Here is a 23,366-nt window from a genome sequence, read left to right as displayed (position 1 = left end):
AGCCGTTATCCCCCTCCGGTTAATGAAAGCAGCGGCAGGCTCAGGACGACTTCCGTCCATGCCCCTTCCCTGCTCGTTACCTGCAGCCCGTACTCCCTGCCGTAGTACAGCCGGACGCGCTGGTTCACATTTCTCAGGCCGATTCCGCTGCCCTCCCGTTCGCGAAGTTCTTCGGCGGAATGCCTGTGCCGGAACGCTTCGTCCTCCATGTTCATCGTAAGCCTAAGCTGCTCAAGCTGATGCAGCGACATCCCTCTGCCGTCATCGTGAACGCTGATGGACATACGGCCGTTCAGCTCCCGCGCCTTCACGGTAATCACCAGCACATCCTCGCCGCCCGACGAGCGGATTCCGTGTTTGACGGAATTTTCCACAATCGGCTGGAGAGACATCTTGGGCAGCTTCTGGTCCCAAAATTCAGGAGGAATCTCAAGCTGCAGCCGCAGTTTATCGTCATAACGGATGTTCATAACGGCGATGTAATTGCCAATATGCTGAATCTCGTCTGCCAGCCGCACATAATCGCTGGTCCACTTCAGGTTGTACCGCATCATGCCGCCGAGCGAGGTCAGGGCGTCTGACAGCGCATACTGTTCCCTGATTTCAGCCATCATTTTCAAATTTTCCAGCGTGTTGTACATAAAATGGGAGTCGATCTGGTTTTTCAGCGAGTTCAGCTCGGCTTCTTTCGTCGCCGCCTGCTTATTGACCGCCTCCACGATCAGCTCGTTGATTTTGCGCAGCATAAGACGAAAATGATGAGCCAGTTCCCCCACTTCGCCTCCCCCTTGAATGTCGATGTCGAAATGAAAATTGCCCTGGCGCACCCTTTTCATCGAATTTTGAAGCACATGCAGCTTTTTCAGAATGAGCGACAGCAGAAAATACGTCGTCACCGCCAACAGCGCGATTAGGCCGGTCATAGCCAAAATCAGGTTATTGCGCGTCTTCGCGATATCCGAAAACGGCTCCTCCAGGGAGACGATGTTCAGCATAAAAGCGCCGAGCCGGTCGAGCTTCGCGTACACGCACAAATACCGTGTTCCTTTGCTTGTAAATTCAAAGCTGCCGCCGGGGGAAGCGTCCCGGTTCAACCGGTCGAGAAACCCGGACGGCGCCAATTTGCGGAAGAAAGCGGTATCATAAAGCGTGTGAACGGTTCCATTTCCGTCGACGATCATCATCTGCGACTGCCCGTCCTGCACCCGGCTGAACGTTTTCGGAAAGAACAGATCGAAGAACATATCAACCTGCACGATCGCCTCATGCTGACCTTTAACGAAACTGACTTCCCGCAGCAGCGATACTTTCCCCCGCTCATCCATCGAGGGGATAGACGTATCCCGTGTGAGATCGGGGTCCGAATGCCCGAAGATCCACTGGACAGTGCCCGGGCTTTCTTTTACTTGTTTGTACCAAGGCTGGCCGGTAATCCGGGATTCGCTGAAAAAAACCGGCCATATTTCCTTCACGTTCGCATTGCTCGTGAACAACCGGATATGAGCGAGATTCGGGTTGTTGAACTGAAGACGCAGCAGGTTGTCGTAAGCGTTCCGGCGGTATTCGAGCAGCTCGTTCACTTCTAGATTGCGGTTGCTTTGCAAATATTCCGCGACGGCCGTATCGGAAACGATCAGCTGGGCGGTTCTCTCCATCGTTTCCATATGATTGTAAATATTCGTTTTCTCCACTTCCAGCATCGACTCGTTCGATTTCACAATTTCCCGGATCGTGCTCTCATAGAAAGAATTAAACAAGTACATCGAAAGCAGCACAACCGGAATCAGCATGATAAAAATATACGAGACGATCAAGCGGGTCTGCAGCGGAACGGCGCCTGCCGCCTGGATCGTCCGGGCTTTCCAGCCGGATAGCCGGCTTGTCATATCCACCGCATCACATCCTAATCGAGTATCGGAAAAAAGAAAGCCCCACCGCGCAGTGCAAAAGCAAAATTATGGGAATCGGACTAATTCCAGTATATCGCCAAAACTCCAAAAAACCCAGAAGTCTGGGTTCTTTGAAAACTTATTTCAAAACTGCTTAAGCTTCTTTAGATTGTCCTCGTACACTTTCTGCCGGTAAGCTTCCACCTTGGCGATGCCCGCGTTTTCGCGATCCTTAAGAAACTTGGCGAAAATCTGGTCGAATTCCCCGTCGCTCTTGGCGAGCAGCAGCTTCGGCAGCGTCTTGCCCCACAGCGCCGAAATTTTGCCTGCGATAATCCCTTCCTCGGAAGTTCCCGTCGGATTCACCTGATCGAATTGTGAGAAGCTTTTCGTCTTCCCTTTCGTCCAATCTTCCAGTTGCTTGAACGGTTCCACGGCGGGCGGCGCCCATTTCAAGTTCATCGTCGTATCCATCAGCATCCAGAATGTATAGGCGGACCCGTACCGTTTGTCGTACGCCGTACGGTCCTTGTTGAGCAGAGCGAGCGCCTCCGGTTTGAACTGATCTTTGCCGTCAATCGTATCGTAGGAAACGCCTTTCTCGCCGAGATAGAAATCCTTCTGACCTTCTTCGCTCAGCATATACGTCAGAAAACGAATGGCCCTGGCTTTATCCTTCACGTCTTTCGAAATCAGCGTGACCGTCCAGCCGGAAATTGTGCCCCCGCTTAAGACGGGCGGGTCCTGTTTCGCATTGCCGGGACCGTCTACGGCGATATACACGGAGTTCGGGTCCTTGGCGTACAGCACATTCTGCTGAGCGGCGAAGTCCGTGCGCTGATACATCATCGCGAAGTAGCGCCCTTGGGCGATCTTCTCTTCCATCTGCGGCCGCTTGTCGATAAAAATGTCTTTGACCAGCAGCCCCTCCTCATTGGCTTTGCGGAACGTTTTCAGCCATTTGACGTACTCGGGGTCCGTGGTGCGGTCGTACAGCTTGCCGTCTTTTTCCATCGGAACGGCAAGGAAGTTCTGCAGAATGGAAGAGCGCTGGTTATAATCTTCCAGCGAATAATTGCCGGTGTCCCCGAATTCGTGCAGTCCGAGCGGAATGAGCGGCTGTCCCCCCACTTCGGGAAACTTTTCTTTCGCGGCCTTCAACGCGCCAAGGAACCCTTCCGGGGTCCGCATATCGGGCTTGCCGAGCGCCTCGTACATATCTTTGCGGACCAGGAAGGTCTGGTTCGACGTCTGTTTGTCCCCCGAAGTCTCGTAATCCTTAGGAGAAGCCGCGGCGTTGGGGTAGCCGTATACGTTACCGTCCGGCTGCGTATACCACGACACCTTGGCGGGGTCCGCCACCTTGACGAAATACGGATCGTACTGGTCGGCAAGCTTGTTCAGAGGAAGCACCATCCCGCCTTCGATCATTTTCTTGACCCCGTCCTCATACCAGCCGAGCGTGATAAAATCCGGCAGCTTGCCCGACGCGATCATCGTATTGAGCTTCTCGTTCTCGTTGCCCGCGGGTACGATCAAATTAAGATTCACGCCGGTTTTCTTCGTGATATACTGCGAGGTCGGATCGGCTCCCCACTTGCTCCCGAACCAGGAGAAATTCAAATACCAGTCGAACGTGACGGGCGACGTGTCGCCCTTCCACCCCGGCGCGTTCGGGTCGATCTTGACTTCCGCCGCCGTGGAATCCGGCTTGGCCGTTTCGCCTCCCGGGCCGCTTTGCGTGCATGCCGCGGCCGTTAAAGCGAGGACGCCGCTGAGAACCAGAGGAATCAGCCTGCTCGTTTTGCGCATAAGATCGGTCTCCTTTTATACGAATCATGTGTGCTTCAATCTAACCTTTGATGGAACCAATCATAAACCCTTTCACAAAATACTTTTGCAGAAACGGATACGCCAGAACAATCGGGAGCGTGGTGACCACCATCGTCGCCAGCTTGATCGACTGGGAAGTGACGTTCTTGGCCATCCCGCCGGGAGCCGCTGCCAGCATCTGGTTCGAGCTGGATTGGGCCACCACCCTGTAAAGGAAGGTCTGGATCGGCTGAAGATCGGAATTGTTGATATAGATCATGCCCGTAAAATAATCGTTCCACTGATATACCCCGTGAAACAAGGCAATCGTAGCCACTACCGGCATGGACACTGGCAGCACGACTCTGCAAAAAATCGTAAAGTCGCCGGCTCCGTCGATTTTCGCCGCTTCTTCGAGCCCCGCCGGAATTTCCCGGAAGAAGGCGAGAAAAATAATCAGGTCGAAGAAGTTAAACATCGCCGGAAGGATATACACCCAGAAGCTGTCCAACAGTCCCAGGTCACGGATGAGCAAATAGGTCGGGATCAGCCCCCCGCTGAAAAAAAGCGTCACCGTGCCCAGCATCATATACGCCCGTCGTCCGACCAGCTCCCTGCGGGAGAACGCGTACGCGACCATGGAGGTGAAAAACACATGTGCCGCGGTGCCGATTACCGTTTTTGCCACCGTAATGCCCATGGCTTTCATAATCCCCGTATTTTCAAAAACGGCCCGGTAATTGTCCAGGCTCGGCACTCTCGGCCACCAGTAAATCCCGCCCTGCATCGCATCGGTTCCATTGTTGAACGAATGAACCAGCACGTACCAGATCGGATAGAGCGTCACAAAACAGACAAGCAGCATCACGAGCCCGTTTAAACCGTCAAAAATCGCTTCCCCCGCTGTTTTCCGTTTAAACAAAATCAAATCCAAGCCTCTTTTCTTCAGAAAAGTGATGTCTGATTAAATCTTTTGGTCACGTAATTGGCTCCCAGCAGAAGACCCAGGGCAATGACGGATTTGATGAGCCCGACCGCGGTCGCGTAAGAAAACCGGCTGTTTGCGATACCCATCTGGTACACATAAACATCCACCACATTGCTAGCGCTTTCATTCAAGGAATTCCGAAGCACCAGAATCTGGTCGAAGTTGGAATTGAGCACTCCGCTGATGGCGAGAATAAACAGAATCGTGATCGTTCCCTTAATCGACGGCAGCGTGATGGCCCACATTTTCTGAAAACGTCCCGCCCCGTCCATCGTGGCCGCTTCGTAAAGTTCCGGGGAAACCCCGGCCATCGCCGCCAAATAAATGATCGCCGACCAGCCCAGCTCCTTCCAGATGTCGGTCGAAACGACTATGCCCCAGAAATAAGCCGGTTCGGCCAGATATGCGACGGGTTCACGAAGAATACCGAGTCCTTCCAAGAGCTTGTTGATCAATCCCGTATCCGCCAGCCAGGTAGACAAGATTCCCCCCAGAATGACCCAGGACAAAAAGTGCGGTAAATACGAGATCGTCTGAACCGTTTTTTTGAAGCGCACCGATCTCAATTCATTCAGAAAAAGAGCGAACAGGATCGGAAGAGGGAATCCGATGACCAGCTTGAGCAGACTCATTCCGAGTGTATTCCGGATGACGGAGAGCAAGTTCTCGTCCTCCAGGAAAGCCCGGAAGTGTTCAAACCCTACCCAGGGCGCCTCGGAGACGGGCTTAATGATGCTGAAATTTTTGAAGGCGATCAAAATCCCATACATGGGTATGTAGTTGAAAATAAGAATCCAGGCAACCCCGAGAAGGGCCATCGTCTGCAGCTGGCGCTGTCTGTAAAACAAGCGTATCCAGCCTGCCGCTCCACGTTTGCTCTGAAATGCCGCCGGCGTCCGGGAGCTATTGCTGCTTGGCAAGTATCCGCACCTCCTGTCGGTTAAAGTGGAAATCCCGGTTCCTTTATTGTACAGCGGGCGGATAACGGTCATAAGGGCTCTTTTTTTTCATTGGGGATTAAAATTTCAGGTAGCCGGACCCGCAAGACCGCAAAAAAAGACATAAAAAAAAGCGCCCTCCGGCACCGTTTCGGATCAAACTCCGAACAAACAGACACGTAAATAGGGACCCCGGTTATCCGTGATAATCGGCAGGCCCCTATGCTTGATTGAACGTATTCAATTGTCCGTTTACACTCCATTCTGCTTCATTCGTTTCCTGGGTTCCCACATGCCTCCGCTTCGATTATTAAGGGCATGCTTCGCTAACTGGGTACAACGGATTCATCTCCCTTCCTGTAGTCTGGACTTCTCGTGGTTATGGTCCTATAGGGATCACCCCTGGTTGTCAAGTTGAAGTGGTTATGTCCTTATACCCATTTAAAATTTGTGTTCCTCCTTGGATTTATCTTACCTCAAATATTAAACTATTGTAAATATTCAGAAAATATCGAAAATAGGCGAAAGAACCGTTTTACCGGTTTCATTCACCCTTTTTCTCGTATTTTCTTATCTTTTCTATGATTTTGTAAGCGTTTCATTATTTCTTGCTTTGGCCGGAGTCAGACGCTCGAAAAACGAATTACGCAAAGGATTATGGGCGATTTGTACACCCAGCACATTCTCCAGATCCTTGAAATGAATATACGCTTTGCGCGATTTTAACAGAAGGGGATGTTTAAGCGGAATTTGTTTTCCCGCCGTTTCAATCGTTCCCGATTCCGGGTCCAGCTTATAAGGTTTGCCATGAAGGTAGAACGAAATCGTACGGTCCTTGTTCATGGTCATCGTGCCGCCGAGATCTTTCAGCGTGTCCCGCAGGGGCACGTAATTATAATCCTGGTTGAAGTCCATCACATTGCGCTGGATAGTCCGGTTCAAAACCTGGGGCGTGATATCCGGACTTCCGGCCGTAATGCGCGAAATCTGCATAGGATCGTCGGCTCTTGTCGTCATTTCGCTGAGAACCGTGAATCCGTACTTATACCCGACACTCTGAAGAAGCGAGGTAGCCCGGGCATCATAATAGCCGTAGGGATACGCGTAGGAATCGACTTCCTCTTCTCCCGCTTTTTTCAGTTTCTTCTTGCAGTCGAGGGCGTCGTTAACTACCCGCTTCTTATACTGCTCCTCCGTCTCCTGCTTGCCGTCCACCACAATGTTCGTCGTCAGCAGAGGTTTGCCGTTCTGTTTGTCGTGCATGCTGTCGGAATGACACTGGCAGGAAATATTGGCGTCGCGATCCGTTGCGATCGTTCTCAGCTGCTGCTCGTCGAGAAAATGGAGCTTGCGCGCACGAGGGTCCGCCAGCGTTCCCGTGATCTCGAAATTAACGGCCGGAACCTGAAGCTCCTTCAGCACCGGATAAGCCTGGTCGTATAGACTTTCGTACCCGTCGTCGAACGTAACCAGCACGGCATTCTCCGGCACATTCCCGCCCGCCATGAAGCTTTTGAACTGTTGGAGCGTGATAAAGTGATAATTTTCTTTCTTCAGAAAAGTGAGCTGGCTGCGGAACAACGCCGGTGTAATCGTGACGTTGCTCGTGTCCGTATCGCTGATGTGGTGATAAAGCAGGACGGCAACCTGGTCTTTGTACGTAAAACGCGGGGCGCTCTGGCGCACCAGGTAAATCGATCCTGCAACGAGGAGAAGAGAAAGAAAAATTTTGAGTGCTTTCTTCATACTGCTTATAACCCCTTTTTCAAAATAAAGAAGACTTTATAAGGTTCCATCTGTACCCGTCTTCTTCCTTCCGCAGTCGGCTTCGTAAAACATTAATTTTTTGTAACTTATTTATCCATTTTATTCCATTTTAAAAAATGCGTTTTTTCCCTGCCCTCTTCCATTCAGGCGTTTCCCCTTACGGGTCAAACGCACAATCGCACCCCCTCCCTTCGTCATATGTTGTAGGGTAGTATCAATCAAATTAAGAGGAGTTGGATCGATATGGGATACGTTGGAGGAGTAGGAACAGGAGCAGGCTGCGGCGTTGGTGGCGGACTTTTCACTAGCACGGCGGTAATTCTGGTTCTCTTCATTCTGCTGGTTATCGTCAGCCGCACTTTCCTGTACTAAGTTAAAGAACGCACTTTAAACCGGCCCGTATCAGCAGACGACCGTTCGAACAGGTGCCTCCAGCAGGTGCCTGTTTGTTTTTTTTGCGCCTCCCCCAACCGCGCATCTATCCGGGATTTTTTTACATACACTGATAAGAACGATTGGAAATGAAAAAAGTTACCGGTTTCCGTCGTTTATTCGATGAAACCCGATTTTGTAAAAAGGGGGTGTAATCCGATGCATGTTATGCGGGAGGTTGCTCATGCTATCCAAAGCCTTTCCGAATGGCTGCTGGGAAAACAGGAAGAAGACGGAACGTGGAAATTTTGCTTCGACAACGGAATTTCAACAAGCGCCTACCTGATTATTCTGCTCCGCACGCTGGAAACGGAAAATTCGGACGACGAAGCGCTGATCCGGCGGCTGCACGACAGCATCATCCGCACCCAGCAGCCCGACGGCTCCTGGAAGCTGTATGCCGACGAGTCGGACGGCAATTTGGCCGCAAGCGTGGAAGCCTACTACGCCCTGCTTTTCTCCGGCTATTCGGACGACAGCAGCCCGACCTTGGTTAACGCCCGGGCTTTTATCCGCTCCCGGGGAGGGATCACCGGCGTTACGAATGTCCTGACACGCGTCATGCTGGCCGCAACGGGGCAGATTCCGTGGCCTGCGGCGTACTCGGTCCCCCTGGAGCTCCTGCTCCTGCCGGCGTCGGCTCCCTTGAGCTTCTTTGATTTATCCGCCTACGCGCGGGTTCATCTGGCGCCCGTTCTGCTGATGGCGGACCGGAACTTCTCCGTCCGTACGAGCCGGACACCGGACTTGTCCGCGCTGGATGCGCGCCGGGACGAGGACGGGAAGAACGGTGTCTCTTCCGAGTCGGCGCCCGGCTCTTCCGCACAGCCGGATCGCGGCCCGGGCGAGCTGCTGGCGGCCATCCAGGCGGGGATCTCGCAGCTCGCCGCACTTCCCGGCCAGCTTCACGAGAGCGCGGTGAAGAAAGCCGAGCGGTTTATGCTCGAGCGGATCGAGCCCGACGGGACGCTTTACAGCTACGCCAGCAGCACGTGCCTGCTCGTCTTCGCGCTGCTCTCGCTCGGCTATGAGCGCCGCCATCCGACTATCGTGCAGGCGGTAAAGGGCCTGAAGGCCATGCTGTGCGTGTCCGAAGGCAGGCTGCTTATGCAGAACGCCCCGCCCACCGTATGGGATACGGCGCTCATCGCCCATGCGCTGCAGGAAGCGGGCGTCCGGCCGGAAGCTCCCGAAATCCGGAAGGCCGCTTCCTACCTGCTCGCGAAACAGCAGCGGAAGATCGGCGACTGGGGCCGGAAGGTTTCCCATCCGGTACCCGGAGGCTGGGGGTTCTCCCCCTCCAATACGCGCAATCCGGATGTGGACGATACGACAGCCGCTCTCCGCGCGGTTAAATTTCTGCGCGCCGAAGGGGCTGCCGGCCGGGAAGCATGGAACAGGGGCCTGTACTGGATCATGTCCATGCAGAACCATGACGGCGGCTGGGCCGCTTTCGAGAAGGACACGGACGACAAGCTGCTCACGCTCCTGCCCATGGAAGGCGCGAAGCATGCGGCAATCGATCCTTCTACGGCCGACTTGACAGGCCGGACGCTGGAATTTCTCGGCAGCGCAGCGGGTCTGGACGTTAAGCATGACTGGATTCGGAGAGGGGCGGACTGGCTGACGGCTAACCAGGAAAAGGACGGTTCCTGGTACGGGCGCTGGGGGGTCTGCTACCTGTACGGAACGTGGGCGGCGCTGACGGGGCTGGCGGCAGTCGGCTTGAAACCGTCGCATCCCGCCGTCGCGAAAGGAATGAGCTGGCTCCTGAGCGTTCAGAATCCCGACGGGGGCTGGGGAGAATCGTGCCGCAGCGACATTTCGGGCCGCTACAAAAGTCTCGGGGCCAGCACCCCGTCCCAAACCGCATGGGCCCTCGACGCGCTGATCGCGGTTCATCCCACGCCGCCAGTGGCAATCGACCGGGGCATACAGAGACTTCTCGCCGCTCTCGGTGAGCGGGATTGGACTTCCTTCTACCCGACAGGGGCGGGACTGCCGGGCAGCTTCTACAACACCTACGAGAGCTACCGGTACATCTGGCCGCTCCTTGCCCTCAGCCATTACCGCAACAAATACGGAGAGAAGGCCGTCAAACCCGAATAACCCGCCTGATCCATCAGGCGGGTGCTTCTCTGTCTTTCAAGACTGATCTTTGGAGGAATCCGGTCCTTTTGCCTCCAATAAGTGCGTATACCGGTCGTACCGGCCGTCAAGCTCTTCGGCCATTTCGCGATATTTCCGGGTTTCCTCGACCACGGGATCAGTCGTGGCCTGTATGCGGATTTCCGTCTTGGCCATGAGCCGTTTTCTCGCGGATTCCTCTCTGTCTTCTTCCTTCATCTCGCCTTCCGTCAGTTTGCGGACAAGCTGTTCTTCCATTTCTTTGGCATCCATCCCGGTACGCTCCTTTCCTAAATCGTCCCCGTTCATGACGGTAACCTCTTCTTTTATAGTACCCGGTTAAAAGAGAGCCTACACCACGACGTCCCGGCTGCGCAGCAGGGGCAGGCAAAAAACTCTTTTTACGCAAAAAGAGTCTTCGCCTGCCGTTAGTTAATTAATTCCGTTCGCATACTGCTGGAAGACGGCTTTAACCCTTGAGGTGATATAACCGCTCCCTCCTCTTCCTTTTACATCCTCGATCATCATCGACACGAGAAGCTGCGGATCGGCCGCATCGAAGCCGACGAACCAGCCGTTCTCCTGGCCTTCTTCCCCTTTGGCCTTTTTAAGCTCGGCCGTGCCCGTTTTGCCTGCGATAAGCTTGCCCGGCACAGCCGCTCCATGTCCTACGCCGCGCGGATCTTTGACCGCTTCGACAAGATCTTTTTTCAAAAGTTCAGCCGTTTCCGGCTTCATCGCCGAGGGCTTCCAGTACTTCTCCTTGCCTTTGTCTTCCTTCAAAAGCGACGGATAAATGATATTGCCCTGATTCACAAGCGCCGAGTAAGTCAAAGCCGTGTGCAGGGAAGTCATGGTCACTTCACCTTGTCCGTAACCGGAATCGGCCAGTTGAATATCGTTTGCGATCTGCTTGTTATATAACTGCGAAGTATCGAACGCATACGGCAGCGGAAGCTTCTCGTTGATGCCGAATTTGGCGGAAGCTTCGACAAACTTGTCTTTCCCCAGCTCCAAAGCGGCCTGGGCGAAATAAATGTTGTCCGAGTTCGTCAGCGCACTCTGCAGATTGACCGGACTCGAATCATGCACCCGGGTTACGTAGTAGCTGCCCCAGGAAGCGTCCTTCGTCCAGCGAAGCCCTTTAATCGTCTTCTGCTCATCGGGATTCAATACCCCTCCGTCGATCGACACCGCTGCCGTAAGCATTTTGAAAGCCGATCCGGGCGAGAAGGTTTTCGTAAAGCGGTTCAGGAACGGCTTCTTGGGGTCCTCGTTCAGCTGCTTATACTGCGTGCCGGATATGCCCTTCACAAAAACGTTCGGATTGTACGACGGACTGCTCACGAGAGCGAGTACTTCACCGGTAAGCGGCTGGATTGCGGCAGCCGATCCGGCATCTTTTTTCATCTGTTCGTAGACCAGCTTCTGGAGATTCGCGTCGATGCTGAGCGTCACGGTCTGACCCGGAACCATTACTTTCTCGGCCAGCGTTTCTTTCTCGGTTCCGTCCGCCCCCGTAATGAAGATTTTATAACCGGGCTGGCCCTTGAGCCGCTTCTCGTAGATCTGCTCCAGCCCCGCCTTGCCGATCACGTCGCCCGTACGGTAGCCTTCGCTCTGAAGCTTTTTAAGCTCCTCCGCGCTGATCTGTCCGATATATCCGGTCAAGTGAGCCGCCGCTTCGTCAAACGGATAGGTCCGGATTTCTTTGCTGCTGAACGTGACACCGGGGAGCTTCGTGTAAGCCTCCGTTTCGCCGTCCTGTATGTATGCGAGCGGAACGAACGATTCCGGCTTCACCCAGGATGCCGACAGCTTCTGGTTGATTTCCTCCACCTTCATCCCGAGCTTATTTGCCAGCTTCGCTTTGGTCTGCTCCGCCGCATCGCCCAGCTTGCCGGGTACGACCCCGATTTGCTTGGCCGGGCCGTTGTAAGCCAGCTTATTGCCCCGCCTGTCCACGATTTCGCCCCTCACCGCTTCGGTGCTCTGGACTCTTACTTTATCCCCGTCCTTCAATTGGGGGAACAGGTAGGAAGGCGACCAATCGATCTGCCAGACGGTGTCTTTCTCTTTCTTGCCCTTCACAAGACGGGCGGTCTGATCGAATTTTACCGGACCGGCGAGCGTGTTCAGCTCCACATGAAACGGGACGGAAACCTCGTCCTTATTCTTGACCGGTTTTTGCAGTTCTTCCGGAAAAGCCGGTTTTACGGTCAAATCCGTCATTTCAATCCCTTTATAGACGCTTTCGTATTTTTTGACGAAATCGTCCTTGCTGATTTTAGTCTGTGACGCCGGTGACAACTTGTCGTACATCGCCTCGTAATTGAGTGCTTGCCAGCCGCTCACATAGGCCTCGAAAGCGTGCTGCGGTGTTTCTTCCTGACTGCAAGCCGGCAAAAGCAGCAGAAGGAGGATACCTCCGATTCCCGCCAGCGCCTTTCCGTTTCTTATCATGAGATCGCCCCCATAGAATGTTCGAATGCTTCGTTTGCTCCGGGTCTCTTCCCGTTTTTTTGATTCGTGCTTGCGTATTCGCCTCGGTCAATTCCAGAGCCGCATGCCGTGCAGGACTTCTCCCGCGATTTTGCGGGCCGCGCTTCCGTTTGCCTCCATATCCGCCTCTACATTAAGGGCAAACACATACTCCTGCCCGTCCTTTTCAAGATGTCCCACGAACCAGCCCAGCACATCGTTGCGGGGTTCCTCCGACACGCAGACTCTCTGACTCCTTCACGTTCCGTATCCTTCTATCATACCGCACCCTAACAAAAAAATCAGGTCCTCCCGCTTTGCGGAAGCACCTGATGCCTGATTCTGCGAGCCGCCTTTCGGGTGAAACCGGCTCGTTATCTTCGTTTATTCTACCCGCATCCGTAGAGTGGACTCGCCGAGGGCGACTTCCTCCATACCTTCCGCATTCTCGTAACGGATCGCGCTGACCAACACGTTATCGCGGAGTACCTGTTCGTACCGCAGTAAGGCCTCTTTAAGCTGCGGGTCCGCGTCCAGCACAAGAGTGATGCGCCGGTCAATCGGCAGGTCCAGCTTTTTGCGGTAGTCCTGAACGGCGCGGACGACCTCGCGGACAGCCCCTTCCTGCTTGAGCGCTTCGGTCACTTCCGTATTCAGGGCGACGGTAAGGCCGTAGCCGGATGCGGAAGCGAATCCTTGCTTTGCCGTTTTTTCCACGAGCAGCTCATCCAGTGTCAAGTGCACGCTTTCCCCCTGTACTTCCGTATCCAAAACTCCCCGGCTGACCGCTTCCTTCGTTTCTTCCGGTGAAAGATTCTTCAAATAAGCTTGCAGAGGACCGACCAGTTTGCCGTATTTTTTGCCGGCCGCTTTCAGGTTCAGCTTCAACGCAAACTGGACGAAACCGGCATCGCTGTGCTCCAGACGAACCTGCTTTACGTTGATCTCTTCCTGGATGATCGCTTCAAAACGGTCCAGCGCGAACTCGCGGTCAAGCGAAATCAGAAGCTCCGATAACGGCTGGCGGGTCTTAATCGCCGTTTCGTTACGGACGCTGCGGGCCAGTTCGACGATCTGCCGTGCCGTCTCCATTTCGCTTTCCAGCGCAGTGTCGACGGCGGCTTCGTCCGCTTTCGGATAGTCGGCCAGATGCACGCTGCCTTTCCCTCCAAGATTGCCGTACACGTCTTCGGCGATCAGCGGAGCGTACGGCGCGATCATGCGTGCCAGTGTGAGCAGAACTTCGTGCAGCGTCTGATATGCCTCCACTTTGTCTTCCGACATGCCGCTTCCCCAGAAACGGTCCCGCGAACGCCGGATATACCAGTTGCTCAGCTCATCCACGAACACCTCGATCTGCTTCGCCGGATTGAGGAAGTCGTTCGCGTCCAGCCCTTTGACGACACTACCCAGCGTGCTGTTCAGCCGCGACAAAATCCAGCGGTCCAGCTCATTGCGCAGCGGTTTCCGCTCGAACGAACCCGGATCAAAGCCGTCGATATCCGCATACAAAACAAAGAACGCATGCGTATTGTGAATCGTATCGACGATCTTCGATTTTGCTTCCGCGACGATCTGCTTAGAGAAACGTTTGCTGTTCCAGGGGGCACTGTCCGACAGAAGCGCCCAGCGGAACGCATCCGTCCCGAACTCTTCGATAATGTTCCACGGATCGAGGACATTCCCTTTGCTCTTGGACATTTTCAGCCCGTTCTCATCCAGCACGTGCCCCGTTGAAATAACCGCCTTGTACGGAGCCCGGCCGTTATACAGGGTCGAAACCGCAAGCAAGCTGAAAAACCATCCCCGCGTCTGGTCGATGCCTTCGCAGATCATATCCGCGGGATACTGCTCGTTGAACGTTTTCTCGTCTCCAAACGGGTGGTGATACTGGGCGAACGGCATGGAGCCGCTGTCGAACCAGACGTCGATCACTTCCGGCGTTCTCTCCATCACCCCGCCGCACGAACAGCGGAGCTTGACGTCATCCACGTAAGGCTTATGAAGCTCAAGACTCTCATCCACGGGATCGACGGCACGATCACGCAGCTCTTGGTGGCTTCCCGGAGCAAATTCCTCTCCGCAATCCCCGCATACCCATACGTTAAGGGGAGTTCCCCAGTACCGGTTGCGGCTGATATTCCAGTCCACCAGCTCCTCCAAGAATTTCCCGAAACGCCCTTCGCGGAGATGGCCGGGATACCAGCTTACTTCGTTGTTGTTCGCGATAAGCTGGTCCTTGACAGCCGTCGTCCGGATAAACCAGCTTTCCATCGCGTAATAAAGCAGCGGCGACTTGCAGCGCCAGCAGAACGGATAGCTGTGCTCGTAACGTTCTTTGGAGAAAAGCAGTCCTCGTTCAGACAGCTTTTTCACGATATCCACGTCGCAATCTTTCACAAAACGGCCCGCGAAATCGGTAATTTCCGCAGCATAGGTGCCGTCCTGCTTCACGACATGGACGAAGTCGATCCCATGCTGGCGTGTCGTGCGGTAATCGTCTTCCCCGTGCGCGGGCGCGATATGCACGATCCCGGTACCGCTCGCATCGCTGACATAGTCCGCGTCTACGACCAGATGGCCTTTGGTCAGCTCCAGATAGCCGAAGGGCGGCTCATACGCGGTTCCGACGAACTCGGCCCCTTTATGCACGGAGAGGACTTCTGCTTCGTCTCCGAAAACTTTTTCGGCGAGGTTCTGTGCCGTCACGTACACTTCCCCGTTATGCTTCACTTTGACATAGTCGAGATCCTTGTTTACCGCGAGCGCCACGTTGGCCGGAAGCGTCCAGGGAGTCGTCGTCCATGCGAGGAAATACTCGTCCGCCGCTTTGCTCTTGAACTTGACCGTGGCACTCAGATCTTTCACATCCTCGTAGCCCTGCGCCACTTCGTGTGAGCTCAGCGTCGTCTGGCAATCGGGGCAGTACGGGCTGACACGGTGGCCCTTGTACAGAAGCCCTTTCTTGTGGATGGTCGACAGTACATGCCAGACGCTCTCGATGTAATCGTTCGTCAGCGTCACGTACGGATGCTCCATATCCGTCCAGTAAGCGATGGCCTCGGTCAGCTCGCGCCACTGTTTTTCATATTCGAACACGCTGTTCTTGCACGTTTCCACAAACTTGGCCACGCCGTATTCCTCGATCTCCTGCTTGCCCGAAATACCCAGCTGCTTCTCGACGCCCAGTTCGACCGGCAGCCCGTGCGTATCCCAGCCGGCTTTACGGACGACGCGGTAGCCCGACATCGTTTTGTAGCGTCCGATAAAATCTTTGATGACGCGGCCGAGCACATGCCCGATATGCGGCTTGCCGTTCGCCGTTGGCGGACCTTCGTAAAAGACGAAGTTCGGCTTGCCTTCCCGGTTCTCCATCGACCTGCGGAACGTATCGTCCTCCCTCCATTGGTTCAGGACGCGCAGCTCCCGGGTTCTTGCTTTTTCTTTGACATCCACTTTGTTCATGTTCCGTCATCCTTTCCGGCTTCGTTCTGAAGACAACAAAAAAATCCCGCCCCGTAAGGGACGAGATTGGATCTCGCGCTACCACCCTTGTTCCGCCATAGCCTTCTCGTTCAAGCTCTGCGGCACCTCATCTGCGTACGATCATACGCGTCCCTTGTAACGGCGGGATCCCGGGTCAGCTTACTGGCCTGCTTCAGCTTTCCTTCTCGGAGAGGATTTTCTGCTCATTCTTGTACATTGGCTTTCAGCGCGCGGCCAACTCTCTGGGGAACAAGGGATCAGCGTACTCGTTCTCGTCAATGAATTTCTCGGGTTTATTTTCAGATATTCCATTTTTACAGCATTTTCGGCAAAATGTCAACCTGCGGTTGTCTTTCGGCGCTTAGGCGTCGGTAATTTTATTACCCCCGCCTTTTTTACCTAGTTTTCCCATCCGGCACTTGTATGACTTTCCATAAGGAGGTAGTCTGGAATAGAAAAATCAATCGGACTTCTATTTGATGAGGTGGTGCTTGCATGAATGTCGAGGCTTATCTGAAAAGAATGGACACGAACCGTCCGGCTAAGCCGGATTTGGCTGCCCTGACGGAGCTTCAACTCCGACATATGCTTCACGTGCCTTTTGAAAATCTGGACGTAATCCGTCAAGTGCCGATCACGCTGGACGTCGCTTCCTTTTACGAAAAGGTGATCGGGCGCCGCCGCGGAGGCTTCTGCTACGAACTCAACGGGCTTTTCAGCACACTCCTCAAGGAGCTTGGTTTCTCAGTGCGCCTCATTGCGGCTACCGTCGCCAAGCCGGACGGAACGTGGGGGATGCCGGAAAGCCATGCGACCATCCTGGCCGAACTGGACCGGTCCTATCTGGTCGACGTCGGCTTCGGCGACTCCGCCCGCTCGCCTGTTCCGCTGGACGGGACACCGGTGGAGGATGTAAGCGGCGTTTACCGGGCCGCGAAAGTGCCGGAAGCGGACGGTCTGTACGATCTCCAGAGGGCCGGCGAGGACGGGGACTGGAACGCGCTGTACCGCTTCTCGGCGGCGCCCCGCTCCCTCGGGAGCTTTGCCGAAGCGTGCACGTTCAACCAAACGTCGCCCGAGTCCCATTTTACGCAGAAGCTGCTTGCGACGAAAGCGACCGCGACGGGACGGGTGACGATTTCGGGCGACCAGTTGATCGAGACGGACGGAGACGTCAAAAGCAGACAGCCCCTGGCCCCGGAGGAGCTGGAAAAGACGCTTAACAGCCGTTTGGGCCTGTTCGTCTGAAAGACGTAAAGCCGGTACGCGCGCGTAGGGCTGACCGGCTTCCGGCGCTGCTTACGGCAGCGGCACGATACTCCGGCCTAACAAGTTTACTGCGGCGTTTCAATACTGAAGATGCCGGGTGTCCGCATAAAGCGGACACCGTTTTTCCGGCGTTTGCCGCAGCCGCGATTTCTTTCGATCGGCAGCAGCGCCCGGAACACGAAAAACCGGTATGCCCGCAACAGAGCATATCGGTTTTTCGTGCCGCATCCAGCTTCGGCGCTTTTCCGGACCGGCTTCCTGCCTGCGTTCCCCGGACTGCGCCTTGCTGGCGTACCGCTTCTTAGTTAAGCGCCGCAAGCTTGTTTCTGAGCCGCTCCGCCGCAAACATTCCTTCCGCGTCCTGCAGGACATCGCCGGGTTTATTCCCCTTGCCTAGGATGTAGCCCTCGAAACGGATGCCCATAAAGTCGAAAATATACTGAAACTGCTGGATCATCGGCAGACCCTTGATTTCCGGCAGATCGCCTCCGACGGCGATGACGTAGGCCTTTTTGGCGGCCATCGTTTTTTTGAAATCCGGGTAGTCCCCGTCCCTCATCATCTGCGACCAGCGGTCCACGAAGTTTTTCATGATTCCCGACATGCTGTACCAGTACACCGGTGTCGCAAAAATAAGAACGTCCGCGGCAAGTACCCGGTCGATCACTTCTTTGTAATCGTCGTTCATCTCCGGAAATCCCTCTTCCGCATGACGTCCGTCGATAATCGCCCGGATTGTGTACGTGTTGAGATGAATCCGGTCGACTGTCAGACCTTTGACGGCTTCCTCCGTCAGCTGCTCCGTATTTCCATCGGGACGCGTTCCCCCGTAAATGACTGCGATTGACATGGTTGCGTTCACTCCTCGGTTCGATAGTCGGCAGGCTCGTGCCCGTCCGCAGTGCGAGCGCGGGATGCCTCTTTTCTTCATTTAGCGATTTGTTCCGGTGTTTCAACTCTTGCCGGACATTACCCTCTCATTTTACAATAAAGAGAACGATCACCAAAGACGATTATTTCGATGTCATCAATCATTTTTTTCGATGAAAGAGTGAAGCAGCGATGGAAACCAAACAACTTCTGACGTTTAAAACCGCCGCCGAAAACCTGAATTTTACCCAGACGGCCCGGATGCTTAATTTTGCCCAATCCAGTGTGACCGCTCAAATCAAAGCGCTGGAATCCGAGCTTGGAGCCCCCTTGTTCGAACGGCTCGGCAAACGGCTCGTTTTAACGGAAGCGGGGCGCCAATTTAAATTGTACGCCGACAAAATCATTACCCTGACGGAAGAGGCCAAACAGGTCGTCCGCGGGGACGAAGAACAGACCGGAACGCTTGTGATAGGCGCCCAGGAAAGCCAGTGCACGTACCGTCTTCCCGCTTTGCTCAAAGAATTTAAAGCCCGGTTTCCGAATGTGAAGCTCGTGTTCCGGCCCTCGAATTCGGATGCTCATGCCAGGGAGCAGCTGCTGGAAGGCGTTCTTGATATCGCCTTTATCATGGACAGCTGCAAGCCGCGTGATGCACTGCATATCGAAACGCTGATCCGGGAGGAGCTCAAAATCGTCGCCTCGCCCGATCATCCGCTCGCGGACGCGAAGAATCTGTCGCCGAAGGATCTGGAACACGAAACGTTCCTGTTGACGGAAGCCGGATGTTCCTACCGGACAATCCTAGAGCGGACCTTCGCCTCCGTTTCCGTCTATCCGCTAAACAAATTCGAGTTTGCAAGCATCGAAGCCATCAAGCAGTGTGTTATGTCCGGCCTCGGAATCGCCTTTCTGCCCGGCATGGTTGTAGCCGCCGACCTGCGTGAAGGGAAGCTGGCCGAGCTGGCTTGGGAAGCGCCCGAGGACGCGTTGTTCACCCAAATCGCCTGGCACAAAGATAAATGGATGACGCCGCCCCTGCTGGCTTTTATCGAACTGACACGGAAAGTATTCCATGCCGGTGAGACGGCTCCCGAGCACAATCCCGACGCGAAGCCGGAAGAAGAACCGCTCACTTCCTGACGGCGAAAATGCGCATAACCTGCGCGGCCGTCTGTTCCAGCAGCTCCGGAGTGCGGCGCATCGCCTCTTCGAGGGACATCGGTCCGTTTACGATGCTGAACACGGCCGTGACTCCCTGCCCGTAAAGTTCCTCGATCCCATCGCCGACGGACCCGGCCAGCACCACGGCCGGCACGCCGTGCCTCGCGGCCAGTCCGGCTACTCCGGCCGGCGTCTTGCCCCCTGCCGTCTGGGCATCTGTGCGGCCTTCTCCGGTAAGGACTAGGTCGGCTCCCTTGATCGCCGCCTCCAGTCCCGTAACCGCGGAGACGATCGAGAAGCCCGGTTCCAGCTTGGCATTCAAGAAAGCGAGAATGCCGCCGGCCAAACCGCCCGCCGCTCCCGTTCCGGGTAGCCTGTGCAGGGCGGTGCCCGTACAATCCCGGATCACATCAGCAAAGCGGGCAAGGTTGCTCTCCAGCCGGTCGACCATGTCCGGCGCCGCTCCCTTCTGGGGCCCGAAAACGGCGGATGCGCCGCGAGGACCCGTGAAGGGGTTGGTCACGTCGCACGCCAGCGTAAAGGTGCAGTCGGCCAGCCGCCTGTCGAGGCCGTTCGCCGTAATACCGGCGACCTCGCCCAGCGCCCCTCCGCCTGCCCCGGCCGGGAGAGGTCTGCCTCCGCTGTCGCGCAGCTCCACACCCAAGGCCTGGAGCATCCCCGCTCCCCCGTCGTTCGTGGCGCTTCCGCCCAAGCCGAGTATAAAATGGCGGCACCCTTCATCCAGCGCAGCCGCTATCAACTGCCCGAATCCGTAAGTGGACGTCAGCAGCGGGTTCCGTTCGGATTCTTCCAGCAAATACAGTCCCGACGACTTGGCCATCTCGATGATCCCGGTCCTGCCGTCACCGAGAATGCCGAAGACGGCAGATATGTCCCTGCCCAGCGGGTCCTTCACGACGGCGCGAACCATCCGGCCTTTAGTAGATTCCATGAGACATTCCAGGGTCCCTTCGCCGCCGTCCGCCATCGGAATAACCGAGGTCGTGAAGTTCCCGATGCCTGCCCCGAGAACGCCTCTCTCGATGGCAAGCCCCGCTTCCTTGGCGGATAGGCTGCCTTTATAGGAATCCGGCGCAATGACGATTTTCAAGGGCATTCGCTCCTTTTTCTTGTAGTGGCTGTTACACTTTCTTGCCGATATCGGTCAAAAAACAAGATGGTTGGCGGACCAACCGTTATTCGTTCCGGGCGGGTGGGCGGATCGTGGTTGGCCGCTGCCCTTGATTCCGTCCGGTATGGCCCGGTAGTATGTTCGTTTGTCGAATGCGGCGCTTTTGACCACTTCCATCCCGCTTATCTTCTTTTCCACTGTTCGTTATGTTCTTCCGACAGCTTGCCCCGCCGCTTCAGGTTTACTTCCTTATCCATCTCCGAACGGGCCGCGGCAGAATCTCCTACCGAAAATTGTTGCACGTCCGGTCCTGCTCCGTCAATTAGCCCCGCCGCGTCCTTGCGTAAAAGGATATGTCGGCGAACTCCGAACAGATTTATGAAGGTAAGTGTACGGACTAGAGTGAACTCTAAGTCCAAGCGCAGAACGCAAAGCAGGCCGCAAATAAAAAAGCAGCCCGGCCCCGAGGCCGGACTGCTGCTTTCGTTACGGGAGCATCTTCACATACTCGCCGTAAACGTAAGCGATGCTTCCTTTATAGGATACTTTCACCCAGCCGTAGCTGGTGCCGAGCACTTCCAGAATCGTCCCTTTCGGTACGGCGGTAATAATTTTCGCGGTCGCGGAAGCTTTTGTCCGCACATTCAGGAAGTAGGACGTCACTTGCGCCTGCTTCTTAACAGCCGGTTGCGGTTTTGGTTCCGGTTTTGGTTCTGGTTTTGGTTCTGGTTTTGGTTCTGGCTTTGGTTCCGGCTTTGGTTCTGGCTTCGGTTCTGGTTTTGGTTTCGGCTCAGGTGCGGTCGGTTCTCCGCTGCCGTTTCCGGCCGCTTTAACCGCCGCGTTCAGCTTGCGGTAAAATTCGCCTTTGGTTTGAACGCCGTCGAACAGGCTTACGTCCACCTTGGCTTTTCCGGCAAGAGCGGCGACTTCTTCTTTCGTGACGGCGTCCAGGATATTGATGGACTCGACGTTTGTGTACTTGCCGTCTTCCGTCTTCGGTACCGGCAGGATGCCCGAATTGATCAGCTCGACCACGTCGGCCCGCTCGGGGGAAGTCGTGTCCACGCCGAGAATTTTCCAGTTGTTCTGGACTTGCGGCTCGTAAACCCCGTTCTTCACTTCTTTCAGGTAAGCGATCGCGCGGCTGCGGATCGTTCCGCCCATCTCACCGAAGGCGGTCGCGTCTTTCGACGACCAGAGCTGCTCGAAGCTGCGGCCTTCCAGAGCGCCGCCCTTCGCTTTCAGCGCGTCCATCCGGTAAGCGTTCATGCCCAGCTTCAAGCTGTCTTCCGGCCGGATGGCAGTGCCGTCCATTTTACGCAGATTCGTAATGCGGCTGCCGTAAGGCTTCGTCAAATCAATGTCATACTTGACCCCGCCGAAGAAATCGTTCGTACTGTATTTGGACGCGCGCCGTTTTTTGTCAAAGCTGACGGTCACGTCGCCCGGACGAGTGGAATTGAAATACCCTACCGCCCATTCCATATAATCCTTTACATCTTTGCCCGTTACTTTATAGACTGTAATTTCGCCGAGGGCGAACTGGTAGTTGTACGCGATATCTTTCTTCTTGATCGGCCCGATATCCAGACGCGCCTTGTCGTTGTCGATCTGGTGCGCGACTACGTCGGCCTTGCTGTAATGAAGCATCACTTCACTGAAAAAGTCCGATAAAGGTGTCTCCTGGATTTGTACGCTCGGAATGCCTTCAATCTCGTTCTTCGGAACGAGGTTCATACCTTTCAATTGGGCCACTTCGATATTGGCGTCCGCCCGCGCAAAGTCGTGAAACGGTTTCAGCGTTTTTTCCAGCTCGGGATCAGAAACGGCTGTAACTCCGCTTGCGTCTTTGACAGGGAGAGCGGCCGCTTTCTTGTCCTTAAGGACCATTTTCCCGTCCTTCTCCGTGAAGGTCAGGTCGATCCGGGAAACATGTGTACCGTACTTGTCCGGTTCGGCGATAAGAACGCCGTTAATGGTCTCCGATTTGACCAGCTTGTGCATATGTCCCGCGAAAATCGCGGCCAGCTCCGGATTCGCATTGGCGACGTCCGCGACACCGGTTCCCGGCACGCCGTTCTCGTTCTCGATCCCCATGTGCATGAGGCCGATCATCACGTCGACTTTGCCTTCCAGCTCTTTTACGGCTTTTTTCGTCTCATCCACCGGATTTTTGAACTGAATTCCGTCCAGGTGGTCGGTTCCCTTCTCAAACTCGGCTGTCATAGGGGTGTCCATTCCGATAATACCGATTTTCACGCCCGCTTTTTCGATAATGGTATACGCAGGAAGGAATCTATCCCCGTTGTCTTTGTAAATATTGCCGCCGAGCATCTGCCCTTTGTATTGCGAAGTAATCTTTTTGAAAACGTCCAGCCCGAAATTAAATTCATGGTTGCCCATGACCCAGGCATCGTAATTCATTTCGTTCATCGCGACCATCATAGGAGACTTCGGCTGGTCGTTGAACAGCTCCGCGGAGTTGTCCTGAATCATGTCCCCGGCATCCACGAGAACCGTGTTCGGATTCTCCTGCCGCACTTTTTTGATCATGGTGAAAAGCTGGGTCAGACTTCCGTTCGTGTTAGGCCCGTCCAGCGCATAATCCCACGGCATAAAACGTCCGTGAATGTCCGAGGTTCCCAGAATGGAAATCTCCGTGTCGGCTTTGGCCGGTTTAGCCGGTTCAGCCGTTTCCGCCGCAGCCCGCCCGCTTGTGAAAACGGTTCCGAATAACAGCATAGCGGATACAGTCAGACTCACTGCTTTCTTTGCCTTCATGATGACTCTCCCCTTTGGTGGTGGTAAAGTTGGCGGCCGCTTCCGATTTAGAAACAGCCTCTGCTTCCCGCAAAAGGCTATGCCAAAATTTGCTGCCTTTTTGAAACATAATTCCGATTTTACAACAGAAGCGGTGATTTGAATATGATTTTATTTACGAAACCTTTACAATTGTTTTCATAGTGCCGCAGGAGTCCGGAATTTTCGGCAAAAAAACCACAGAGCCCGGC

The 23,366-nt window shown here is 54.9% G+C and carries 17 protein-coding genes and 1 other annotated feature; of the genes, 4 read left to right on the top strand and 13 right to left on the bottom strand.

The features are described from left to right. Window positions 1–5: 5 nt before the first annotated feature. The 5 genes from PCH01S_RS00070 to PCH01S_RS00050 all read right to left on the bottom strand — a co-directional run bounded on the left by PCH01S_RS00070 (window position 6) and on the right by PCH01S_RS00050 (window position 7,373). Entirely contained in the window at window positions 6–1,886 is a 1,881-nt protein-coding gene (locus PCH01S_RS00070; RefSeq protein ID WP_241688899.1) for a cache domain-containing sensor histidine kinase, read from the bottom strand. Window positions 1,887–2,033: 147 nt separating this feature from the next. Beyond that, the gene (locus PCH01S_RS00065; protein WP_042225662.1) at window positions 2,034–3,701 is read right to left on the bottom strand and encodes an extracellular solute-binding protein; all 1,668 of its coding nucleotides are present in this window, start codon (window positions 3,699–3,701) and stop codon (window positions 2,034–2,036) included. Between the two features lie 40 nt (window positions 3,702–3,741). Then, complete coding sequence (locus tag PCH01S_RS00060; protein WP_372011863.1) at window positions 3,742–4,566, bottom strand: carbohydrate ABC transporter permease; 825 nt, start codon at window positions 4,564–4,566, stop codon at window positions 3,742–3,744. Between the two features lie 80 nt (window positions 4,567–4,646). Beyond that, window positions 4,647–5,609, bottom strand: coding sequence for an ABC transporter permease (locus tag PCH01S_RS00055; protein WP_042225658.1), 963 nt, complete (start codon window positions 5,607–5,609; stop codon window positions 4,647–4,649). A gap of 597 nt (window positions 5,610–6,206) precedes the next feature. After that, on the bottom strand, window positions 6,207–7,373 hold the full coding sequence (locus PCH01S_RS00050; RefSeq protein WP_042225656.1) for a polysaccharide deacetylase family protein: 1,167 nt from the start codon (window positions 7,371–7,373) through the stop codon (window positions 6,207–6,209). 264 nt (window positions 7,374–7,637) lie between these two features. Between PCH01S_RS00050 and PCH01S_RS31065 the strand changes: the two genes are divergently transcribed. Together PCH01S_RS31065 and PCH01S_RS00045 are read left to right on the top strand one after the other, a co-directional pair. Then, window positions 7,638–7,766: a YjcZ family sporulation protein gene (locus PCH01S_RS31065; RefSeq protein ID WP_206735002.1), complete on the top strand. Its 129-nt coding sequence runs from the start codon at window positions 7,638–7,640 to the stop codon at window positions 7,764–7,766. A gap of 219 nt (window positions 7,767–7,985) precedes the next feature. Beyond that, entirely contained in the window at window positions 7,986–9,935 is a 1,950-nt protein-coding gene (locus tag PCH01S_RS00045; protein WP_042225655.1) for a terpene cyclase/mutase family protein, read from the top strand. A 36-nt stretch (window positions 9,936–9,971) separates the two neighbouring features. Here the strand turns inward: PCH01S_RS00045 and PCH01S_RS00040 are convergent, their stop codons facing one another. The 4 genes from PCH01S_RS00040 to ileS form a co-directional block, all read right to left on the bottom strand. Further along, entirely contained in the window at window positions 9,972–10,262 is a 291-nt protein-coding gene (locus PCH01S_RS00040; protein ID WP_377647156.1) for a hypothetical protein, read from the bottom strand. 123 nt (window positions 10,263–10,385) lie between these two features. After that, on the bottom strand, window positions 10,386–12,416 hold the full coding sequence (locus PCH01S_RS00035) for a penicillin-binding transpeptidase domain-containing protein (protein ID WP_042225653.1): 2,031 nt from the start codon (window positions 12,414–12,416) through the stop codon (window positions 10,386–10,388). Between the two features lie 87 nt (window positions 12,417–12,503). Further along, window positions 12,504–12,674, bottom strand: a complete 171-nt coding sequence (locus PCH01S_RS30085) for a penicillin-binding transpeptidase domain-containing protein (RefSeq protein WP_156972767.1) — start codon at window positions 12,672–12,674, stop codon at window positions 12,504–12,506. 144 nt (window positions 12,675–12,818) lie between these two features. Further along, window positions 12,819–15,899 (bottom strand): isoleucine--tRNA ligase, encoded by a 3,081-nt coding sequence (ileS, locus tag PCH01S_RS00030; protein WP_042225652.1) that lies wholly within the window; start codon window positions 15,897–15,899, stop codon window positions 12,819–12,821. A gap of 53 nt (window positions 15,900–15,952) precedes the next feature. After that, window positions 15,953–16,208 (bottom strand) — a binding site (T-box leader). Between the two features lie 207 nt (window positions 16,209–16,415). Here ileS and PCH01S_RS00025 point away from each other — a divergent pair. Next, a complete protein-coding gene (locus tag PCH01S_RS00025; RefSeq protein WP_042225651.1) occupies window positions 16,416–17,168 on the top strand; it encodes an arylamine N-acetyltransferase family protein in 753 nt (250 codons plus the stop codon). 322 nt (window positions 17,169–17,490) lie between these two features. On the opposite strand, the gene PCH01S_RS00020 is transcribed toward PCH01S_RS00025, so the two are convergent. Next, a complete protein-coding gene (locus PCH01S_RS00020; protein ID WP_042225650.1) occupies window positions 17,491–18,039 on the bottom strand; it encodes a flavodoxin family protein in 549 nt (182 codons plus the stop codon). 212 nt (window positions 18,040–18,251) lie between these two features. Between PCH01S_RS00020 and PCH01S_RS00015 the strand changes: the two genes are divergently transcribed. Continuing rightward, on the top strand, window positions 18,252–19,202 hold the full coding sequence (locus PCH01S_RS00015; protein ID WP_042225648.1) for a LysR family transcriptional regulator: 951 nt from the start codon (window positions 18,252–18,254) through the stop codon (window positions 19,200–19,202). Here PCH01S_RS00015 and PCH01S_RS00010 read toward each other — a convergent pair. The 3 genes from PCH01S_RS00010 to PCH01S_RS00005 form a co-directional block, all read right to left on the bottom strand. Further along, a complete protein-coding gene (locus PCH01S_RS00010; protein ID WP_042225647.1) occupies window positions 19,192–20,334 on the bottom strand; it encodes a glycerate kinase in 1,143 nt (380 codons plus the stop codon). The genes PCH01S_RS00015 and PCH01S_RS00010 overlap by 11 nt on opposite strands. Before the next feature lie 54 nt (window positions 20,335–20,388). Beyond that, complete coding sequence (locus PCH01S_RS30080; protein ID WP_164977130.1) at window positions 20,389–20,532, bottom strand: hypothetical protein; 144 nt, start codon at window positions 20,530–20,532, stop codon at window positions 20,389–20,391. Window positions 20,533–20,841: 309 nt separating this feature from the next. Beyond that, entirely contained in the window at window positions 20,842–23,097 is a 2,256-nt protein-coding gene (locus PCH01S_RS00005) for a 5'-nucleotidase C-terminal domain-containing protein (RefSeq protein WP_407670218.1), read from the bottom strand. Window positions 23,098–23,366: the final 269 nt, after the last annotated feature.

Origin of the sequence: Paenibacillus chitinolyticus NBRC 15660, from assembly GCF_000739915.1 — a bacterium.
GTDB lineage: Bacteria > Bacillota > Bacilli > Paenibacillales > NBRC-103111 > Paenibacillus_F > Paenibacillus_F chitinolyticus.
This window is presented reverse-complemented; position numbering and strand designations above follow the sequence as displayed.